Below are 8,467 nucleotides of genomic sequence, written 5' to 3' on the forward strand. Positions count from 1 at the left end.
AACTAGCAAGACTGGCATCAAAGTATTCTTTGCTGATCCATACAGTCCTTGGCAAAGAGGTACTAATGAAAACATGAATAGGTATATCAGACAATTTATACCTAAAGGTACTAACTTTAACAATATATCTCATCAATACATTAGAAAGTTACAGATAGACTTGAATAATAGACCTAAGAAATGTTTAAATTACTTGACACCTAATGAAGTACATTTTGGTATCTCTATAAACATTGAGAATACTATCTAGCAACTATTTTTTTGCTCATTTGAGACTCCACTTATTACTATTTAGCTTCTAAGTATTTTAGAAGATTCTCAGGAGAAGACTCTCTATAAGGATCATCTTCAGCGTTATTACGCTTACCTGGCTCTACAAACATCTTTTCGATTTCGTGATTATTAACAATCATCGCATATCTCCAAGATCTCTTACCAAAGCCAAGATTTGACTTATCTACAAGCATATCCAAACCTTCCGTAAATTCACCATTACCATCAGGAATTGGTTTAATATTTTTAACATCTAGTGCTTGTATCCACTTATTCATTACAAAGCTATCATTTACAGATAAAACATAAATTTCATCTATTCCTAACTCTTTAAATCTAGCCGCATTATTCTCAAATCCAGGTAGTTGATAAGTAGAACAAGTCGGAGTAAACGCTCCAGGTAATGAAAAAACAATTACTCTTTTGTTATCAAAAATATTAGCAGATGTAACATCTTGCCATCTAAACCGGTTTGATCCACCAATACTTTCATCTCTTACTCTAGTTTTAAAAGTTACATTAGGAACTCTTTTAGTCATATCTAACTCCTTTTTTGTTAAGTTACACTGATATTGTATTACTTTGACAGATAATTTAAAATATATAATCTTTATAGAAACTATAAGCTTTACTTATATGAATACTCGTACTCTTGAATATATCATTTCCGTATATGAAACTAAAAGCTTTATTACAGCATCAGAAAAGTGCTATGTTAGTCAACCAGCCCTGAGTATGCAGATAAAAAAATTTGAGGAACTAATCGGTATTCAAATCTTTGAACGTGGTACGAAACAAGTTTTAATTACAAAAGCTGGTATGAAAATAGTTAATCAAGCTTATAAGATTTTAGATGAAGTAAAAAATTTAAAAAAGATATCCGCACTACATTTAAATAATGGAAAAATAAGCATATCAATAGGAGCATTCCCAACATTATGCCCATATTTGATGCCAAAAGTTTTACCTGAAATCAAAAAAGAATTTCCGAATCTAAGAATCTCTATAATTGAGGAAAAAACTGATACGCTTGTAAATATGCTTGATCAAGGTAAGATCGACTTTGCTCTTTTAGCGACTCCTACAGATAACTATCAATTTAAAAGAAAAAAAGTTTTTGACGATAAATTTTATGTAGCTGTTGCAAAGACTAATCCGCTAGCAAAAAATAAAAAAATCTGTATAACTGAAATTGTTAAACAAAATCTTATGTTGCTTGATGAAGGACACTGTCTAAGAGACCAAACTTTAAGATTATGTTCATTAAAAGATTTTAATAATAATGACTTTAAAGGTAGTAGTTTAGAAACTCTAAGACAGATGGTATCTATTGATGAAGGTATTACATTAATTCCTAAAACAGCTTGTACAAAAACTGAAAATGTTAAATATATAGATATTGATAATGGTGACTTCTTTAGAGAAATAGATTTAGTTATGCGTAAAAGCTCGATTTATAAAGATTTATTTCTCAAAGTTAGTGAAATAATCTCAAAAAACTATAAATAGATTATTTAGCATTTGTACTTTCAAATATTTTATCTGCTGATTTGGCTACAAATCCTTGATACAACTTACCACTATTATCAGGATAACGTTTTGCAAACTCATAGTAGCAACAAGGAATCTCTTTCTTGCCTTCTATGAATTTAACTTCTGATTTGCCAGAAACTGTACTTGATTGTTCTAAATAATCTGCTGGTGTTCCCTTAATTTCTCCACCTGAAGTATTTAACACAAAGCCATTTAATTTTAGAAAATCATTAACTTCAGAAACTTCACTAAATTTTTTCAAATCATTGATAAAAACAGTAAAATGATTTGCTCTAAAACCAAAAGCATAAAACCAAGCAGCATACTCAGACTCTTCGAGAAGCTTTTGGTAAGTTTTGTAACTTATAAAACTCCAACTTGCACCTGATGTTAACAAAGCTTCAGGATTCTTTAATAAACTATAAGGTATACCTTCTACACAAGCTTCCATTGTTTTTTGTAAAAATGGGCTGAATTCCTTAACCAAAAGCTGACTAATAAACACTTTAGGCTGACTAGGATCACTATGCTCGAGATGTATCGCTTTTAGCTTCTTAACCTCAAAGTCATAATGCCCACATACTTTATATCCAATATTTATAAAGGGGTTTGATAATACATTTATATCCATCTTTGGATTGTCTAAGGTTCTTAATGCTATATGATCATTGACAGGCTTTTCACCCTCCTCTAAAAATGCATCATAAACTTGCTTAACATGTGGATTAGTCTCAATATACTGATCCCAAAGTCTATCTATAATATTAAAACTCATAAACTAATCCTCCAGATTAAATTTGATTCCTTGTGCTAACGGTAAATCCTTACCATAATTAATAGTGCTAGTTTGACGTCGCATATATGCTTTCCACGCATCTGAACCAGCTTCACGACCACCACCAGTATGCTTTTCACCACCAAACGCGCCACCAATTTCAGCACCTGATGTACCAATATTCACATTCGCAATACCACAATCACTACCTAAACTAGATAAAAATTTCTCTGCATTTTGGATATTATCAGTAAATATAGAGCTTGATAAACCATATCTAACACTATTGTTGAATTTGATTGCTTCATCAATATCTTTGAATGGCATTATGTATAAAATAGGACAGAAATTTTCTTCTGCTACTATTGGCATATTAGCATTTGCTTCAATTATTGTTGGCTCAACAAAGAAACCAGCTTTTGCTATTTTTTTACCTCCAGTTAAAATTTTACCGCCTTCTATTGTAGCTTGATCTACAGTTTTTAAGAAATTATCAACTGATGCTTGATCTATAAGAGGTCCCATAAGATTTTTTTGATCTAATGGATCACCAACTGTAACTTGTTTGTAGGCATTGACCATTTTATCTTTGACCAAATCATAGATCGACTCATGTACAAATAGCCTTCTTAGAGAAGTACATCTCTGCCCTGCTGTACCAACTGCTCCAAAAACGGCTGCTGGTATTGCTAATTTTAGGTTAGCTGATTCATCAATAATTGTAGCGTTATTACCACCTAGTTCTAAAATTGACTTACCAAATCTTTTAGCTACTTGTTGTCCTACATCTTGACCAACCTTTGTAGAACCTGTAAATGATACTAAGTTTACTCTTTCATCATTAACTAATGCCTTTGAAACTTCAATCTCTTTAGAAATTATTGTATAAAAAATTTCAGGATAACCATGCTCTTGGATTACTTTTTGACATATATTGTGTACAGCAATTGAGCATAACGGTGTCTTTTCTGAAGGTTTCCACACTACAGTATTACCACAAATAACAGCTATAAAAGCATTCCAAGACCACACAGCTACAGGGAAATTAAATGCAGAAATAACTCCAACTACTCCTAATGGATGCCATTGCTCATACATTCTATGATCGTGACGCTCAGAATTCATCATCACACCGTATAACATACGTGATTGTCCTACAACAAAATCTGCCATATCAATCATCTCCTGAACTTCGCCATCACCTTCTTGCTTAGATTTACCCATCTCAAGAGATACCAAGCTTCCTAAATGATCTTTATTTTTACGGAGTTCTTCGCCAATCAATCTAACTAACTCACCTCTTTTAGGTGCTGGAATTTGACACCATTGTTTAGCAACCTCCGCAGCGTTTGTAATAGCGTATTGCATATCATCGAGACTTTGATTTTTAACTTTAGCTAAAAGCTTACCAGTTGCTGGACTTAAAGTTTCTATAACATTTTTATTATCATCAGTTATATGTGCTTCTAAACCTAAATTTAATTCTTGTAAAATACTCATTATTTCCCCCAAAATTAATCTGCTTGTATCAAAAGTCCTGAATTTCTATAGTACTTACCGAATCTATTATCATAAAACTCTTGTAAACATATAGACTCTTGGTTTATAAATCCTGTAGGATTATCTTTAGAGTTAAGCAATAGATCTATACTTACACACAAGCTTGTTACAGTAGTTAATTGTAATGCTGAGAAATATTTACCAAACATACGTTTTGAAGGATATTTTTGCGCAAAATGACGCTCTGCTTTTAAACCTTTTCGGATACCATCAACTGATACATATATAAGAACTACATCTTGATTAATTCTTGGAATCGCTTTCTCCATAATCTTAACCATAGTATCCAAATCTTCACCTAGCTTCATATCTTGCATTAAGAATTTCATCTTATCACAATGCCCTGGATGACGGATACTTTTGTAGTTTATGTTTTTAACCTTACCTGCATAAGTTTCGATCATCGAACCAATACCACCAGAGGTATTAAAAGCCTCATAAGTAAGTCCATCTATTTTTATTTCTTCAACATCAGCTAATGGAGCTAGAGTTCTTTTTTCACCATCAACGACTCCTTCGCAAGGCTTCGCATATTCATTTATTAGGCCTTCTGTAGACCAAGTCAAACCATATTGAAGTGTATTCGAAACATTTAAAGGCAAAGCTCCTACCCTCATACGTACGGTATCAATTGAGTCGAACTCTTGCATAAGATTATTAGATATAATACTTATAAATCCTGGAGCTAGGCCACATTGCGGTGCAAAGAAACTATTTTCTGCTTTATCTGCTATACTTTTGATATAGGTAGTAGCCTCTACATCTTCTGTCAAATCAAAGTAGTTAAGCTCTAACTCGCCTGCTATCTTAGCTATATCTTTATTAAGAAAAAATGGTAAACATGAGATTATAGTTTTTATATCATTTTGTTGCACATAATTTTTTAAGTCTGAAGAATTTGTAGCATCTAATTCTACGTATATCAAATTATCTACATTTTTTTCTAAAACTGGTTTGTCATGAGGAATGTATCTATCAATTAAATGAACAGTATAATCGCCACTTTCAACCAGTAAGCAACTGACTAAAGACCCGACTCTGCCGGCACCAAGTATTACGATATTTTTCATAAATACCTCAAAATTACGTCTCTTGTACTTTAATTTATATCACTTGGATTGCTACAAGTAAATATAATTCGTGTTAGATTGATTAGATTATTTTGAAATTATTTAATAGAAAATAATAAAAATACAAATGGTTAGTTAATTTAAAAGTATAATAAGAGCAACTTTGCGCTACTAGAAAATAAAATAATATACTTTTTTAAACTTCCCAATATCTACAATCCATAATAAAGTAGTTTTACCTTGCTTTACACCTATCTTTTGACGAATATTATTAATTTGAATTGTATAATTACCACTGTCGATCTGTTGTTCAAATAAATCAACGCTATTAGGTAATAACAACCACGATCTCATGTCTGCTCTTTTTGGATCTGTGTTTGACAAATCAAATTTTAAATGGCTGCCTAAAATACCTCCTAAAGGGAAATTTTTATCATAATCATATTTGAATGCTTCGATCACAACATTCTGAGTAACAACCTTTGAATAACTTTCAATAAGTGATTTCATGGCATACAAAGTCGTATCAAGTAAAGTTTCTGTATAGGTATCCGCTAATATATTATCACCTGATGATATTATTACTCTCTTAGGATCAAAAAAACTATATTTAGTTTTATATACAGGAAACTCCATCCTTCTGATTCCTATATTTCCTAGATCAAGATTTGCTTTGGCAGACTTACGGATATTGACAAGACCTTGCTCATAAAAAACTACAACCCTTCCCATACCCATAGAAAAAGGCGATATTTCTCCAATCACTGCAGACCGATATTCATTAGCAGTTTGGTCAAGATATCTATTACCAATTGTATACTTCTGAGCATTTTCAAGGTCGTTTAATGACTCTTGATAGTTTTTTGAATCAGCTGAGTCTAATAAACTTTTTAGATAATAAGTCATCGGATTACCATAAGCATTTGGAATCACTGCTGAAAATTCAAGCATAGATTTTAATGATTTGAAGCTATCTATACCTAAATTATCATTAGTAATATCATTTCTATCAAGATCTTCTTTAGCAAGCTCTTTCATACCTCCTGCAATTAAATCTTGTTCATTACGCCAAATTTTAGCAGTACCTAAATTATCTAATGATTTAAGTGCTAGATTAACATTATTTGTTCTTAAATAATTAAGCGCTTGATATGTATACAAAAAGCTTATCGCATAATCAGGAATGTTATATGCAGTTTTAATATCATAATAGTTATATGTATTTTTATCTAATAGAATTTTCTTTGCTTGCTCTAATGATTCATTTTCATTCTTTGGTATGGATTGAATTGCTTTATCATAGAATTTTATTGATTCTGGGTAATTATCATTAAGCTGAAACAATCTTCCTGATTCAAGATAGTTAAGATTTTTTAACTGCTTTATGTTGGCAATATTATTATTTTTATTTATTGCCTCAGATATATTATTTTCCACAAGGTTCTTTCTTACCGGAGCAAATATCCAAGGATAATTATAAGACACAAATTTTATTTTTGTTACTTCTTTTTCTGTAGTGGCACATGAGTTTAAAAAAAGCTATAGATATAACTAGTATTAGAAATTTATTTATTTTATTTCTCTTCATTTTTGATAACACCAATGCCAAGGTTCATAAATATATCCATATTCATTATCACTAGGAAAACTCATTTTAAATCCAAATTTATGAGCATTTTTGTTTAACCATCTAAAAGCCAATGTATTCTCAAACAACTCTGTCAAGACCTCTTGTTCACCATCAGTAGTTAAATCAATTGCCCTACCCGTGTGATGTTCACTTTCTCCTGGCAATGCATTCACTTTCATGATTTGTTCTAGAGTTTGACCACTAGCTAGTTTTCTATCTATTATTTTTTGCTGATACTCATAGCTTCTAAAACCTGATACTATATATAAACAAACATCTTCATTTTCTGCAGCTTGTTTAAGTTTCAACCATGCTTGATAAGTAGTCTTTTCCAAAAATAAATCTCTAGCAAAAAAATCCTGTCCCACATAAGTAAGATCTTCTTTATTAGCTTCAGGAAATATTATCTTTTTTACCATTTAGCAGACTCTTCTAATTTCAATATATTACAAAGATACTTATCATGTTCAGATATATTAATAATGGTTTCATTAGCTGAACGTAATTTTAATTTATCAAAATCTATATCTATAGTATCCTTACTAGCATTTTTTGTAGTTTGCAAGACAAGATTAGTCTGTCCACCAGTCATAGCAAGATAGACATCCGCTAACAATTCACTGTCTAATAAAGCTCCGTGAAAAGTACGATGATCATTTCTAATGTGATACCTCTTACAAAGAGCATCAAGATTATTTTTTTGAAGAGGATGTTTTTTTCTAGCAAGTTCTAAGCTATCAACAATTTTTGCAACATGTTGCTCTAATGTGCCGTATTTATTGTTTTTTAGAAGCCCAAGCTCCCAGTTTATAAATGGTACATCAAATGCTGCATTATGTATAATAATCTCAGCACCTCTAAGAAAATCTATCATTTGGTCAACATTTTCTTCAAATGATGGTTTATCTGCTAAAAATTCATTAGTCAAACCATGGACAGCTAAGGCACCTGCTTCTACTTCATAATTAGGATTACAATAGAAATGCAGGTTATTACCTGTAACTTTTCTATCTATAACCTCAACTGCCCCAAATTCTATAATCCTGTTACCTATTTTATAATCAAAACCAGTTGTCTCAGTATCTATAAAAACTTGTCTAGACATCAAAAAACCTCATTAACACTATTAATGTTTAATTATAACAATACTTATCTACAGATGCTAGATTGTATTCTCAATGTTTATAGAGATACCAAAATGTACTTCATTAGGTGTCAAGTAATTTAAACATTTCTTAGGTCTATTATTCAAGTCTATCTGTAACTTTCTAATGTATTGATGAGATATATTGTTAAAGTTAGTACCTTTAGGTATAAATTGTCTGATATACCTATTCATGTTTTCATTAGTACCTCTTTGCCAAGGACTGTATGGATCAGCAAAGAATACTTTGATGCCAGTCTTGCTAGTTAGCTTCTTATGTTTAGCAAACTCTTTACCATTATCAAATGTAGCTGTTAATATTTTATGACCATTAGATACTTTGGAGTTATACTCGAATCTAGTGTATGATGAAAATCTAATATAGAAATAAGCGGTGTATTCGCAGCAGAATGATAGAATTATTTTGCAAAATATAAACTCTTAACTGAGGAATACACACATGACAAAAAGTAACATAATAG

General features: G+C 31.2%; 9 protein-coding genes and 1 pseudogene. 2 read left to right on the forward strand and 8 right to left on the reverse strand.

Annotation, left to right across the window (positions count from 1 at the left end):
* Positions 1-250 (forward strand): IS30 family transposase (locus F8C69_RS07200; RefSeq protein WP_159183763.1); only part of this gene is annotated, 250 nt, incomplete at its 5' end.
* Positions 251-287: 37 nt separating this feature from the next.
* Here the strand turns inward: F8C69_RS07200 and F8C69_RS07205 are convergent.
* A complete protein-coding gene (locus F8C69_RS07205) occupies positions 288-812 on the reverse strand; it encodes a peroxiredoxin (RefSeq protein ID WP_159184727.1) in 525 nt (174 codons plus the stop codon).
* A gap of 97 nt (positions 813-909) precedes the next feature.
* Here F8C69_RS07205 and oxyR point away from each other — a divergent pair, with 97 nt between their 5' ends.
* Positions 910-1,782: an oxidative stress transcriptional regulator OxyR gene (gene oxyR / locus F8C69_RS07210; RefSeq protein ID WP_159184728.1), complete on the forward strand. Its 873-nt coding sequence runs from the start codon at positions 910-912 to the stop codon at positions 1,780-1,782.
* A 1-nt stretch (position 1,783) separates the two neighbouring features.
* Here oxyR and F8C69_RS07215 read toward each other — a convergent pair whose 3' ends face one another.
* The 7 genes and pseudogenes from F8C69_RS07215 to F8C69_RS07245 all read right to left on the reverse strand — a co-directional run.
* Entirely contained in the window at positions 1,784-2,581 is a 798-nt protein-coding gene (locus F8C69_RS07215) for a DUF1338 domain-containing protein (protein WP_159184729.1), read from the reverse strand.
* A 3-nt stretch (positions 2,582-2,584) separates the two neighbouring features.
* Positions 2,585-4,081, reverse strand: a complete 1,497-nt coding sequence (amaB, locus tag F8C69_RS07220) for an L-piperidine-6-carboxylate dehydrogenase (RefSeq protein WP_159184730.1) — start codon at positions 4,079-4,081, stop codon at positions 2,585-2,587.
* A 14-nt stretch (positions 4,082-4,095) separates the two neighbouring features.
* Positions 4,096-5,211: a saccharopine dehydrogenase family protein gene (locus F8C69_RS07225; RefSeq protein ID WP_159184731.1), complete on the reverse strand. Its 1,116-nt coding sequence runs from the start codon at positions 5,209-5,211 to the stop codon at positions 4,096-4,098.
* A 171-nt stretch (positions 5,212-5,382) separates the two neighbouring features.
* Positions 5,383-6,696 carry a COG3014 family protein gene (locus tag F8C69_RS07230; protein ID WP_236352376.1) on the reverse strand — a complete coding sequence of 438 codons (1,314 nt, stop codon included), beginning with the start codon at positions 6,694-6,696 and terminating at the stop codon, positions 5,383-5,385.
* 99 nt (positions 6,697-6,795) lie between these two features.
* Positions 6,796-7,260, reverse strand: a complete 465-nt coding sequence (locus F8C69_RS07235) for a M15 family metallopeptidase (RefSeq protein WP_159184732.1) — start codon at positions 7,258-7,260, stop codon at positions 6,796-6,798.
* Positions 7,254-7,946 (reverse strand): DNA polymerase III subunit epsilon, encoded by a 693-nt coding sequence (dnaQ, locus tag F8C69_RS07240; protein ID WP_004287643.1) that lies wholly within the window; start codon positions 7,944-7,946, stop codon positions 7,254-7,256. The genes F8C69_RS07235 and dnaQ overlap by 7 nt, the downstream gene beginning before the upstream one ends.
* Positions 7,947-8,003: 57 nt before the next feature.
* Positions 8,004-8,327, reverse strand: a pseudogene (locus F8C69_RS07245) (IS30 family transposase); the annotation flags it as partial.
* Positions 8,328-8,467: the final 140 nt, after the last annotated feature.

It is taken from the genome of Francisella noatunensis subsp. noatunensis (genome assembly GCF_009823375.1).
GTDB lineage: Bacteria > Pseudomonadota > Gammaproteobacteria > Francisellales > Francisellaceae > Francisella > Francisella noatunensis.

Bases quoted from the DNA above. Each gene is read 5' to 3' on its own strand.
- dnaQ (WP_004287643.1), bottom strand. From the start codon at position 7,946: ATGTCTAGACAAGTTTTTATAGATACTGAGACAACTGGTTTTGATTAT.
- amaB (WP_159184730.1), bottom strand. From the start codon at position 4,081: ATGAGTATTTTACAAGAATTAAATTTAGGTTTAGAAGCACATATAACT.
- F8C69_RS07225 (WP_159184731.1), bottom strand. From the start codon at position 5,211: ATGAAAAATATCGTAATACTTGGTGCCGGCAGAGTCGGGTCTTTAGTC.
- F8C69_RS07215 (WP_159184729.1), bottom strand. From the start codon at position 2,581: ATGAGTTTTAATATTATAGATAGACTTTGGGATCAGTATATTGAGACT.
- F8C69_RS07235 (WP_159184732.1), bottom strand. From the start codon at position 7,260: ATGGTAAAAAAGATAATATTTCCTGAAGCTAATAAAGAAGATCTTACT.
- F8C69_RS07205 (WP_159184727.1), bottom strand. From the start codon at position 812: ATGACTAAAAGAGTTCCTAATGTAACTTTTAAAACTAGAGTAAGAGAT.
- oxyR (WP_159184728.1), top strand. From the start codon at position 910: ATGAATACTCGTACTCTTGAATATATCATTTCCGTATATGAAACTAAA.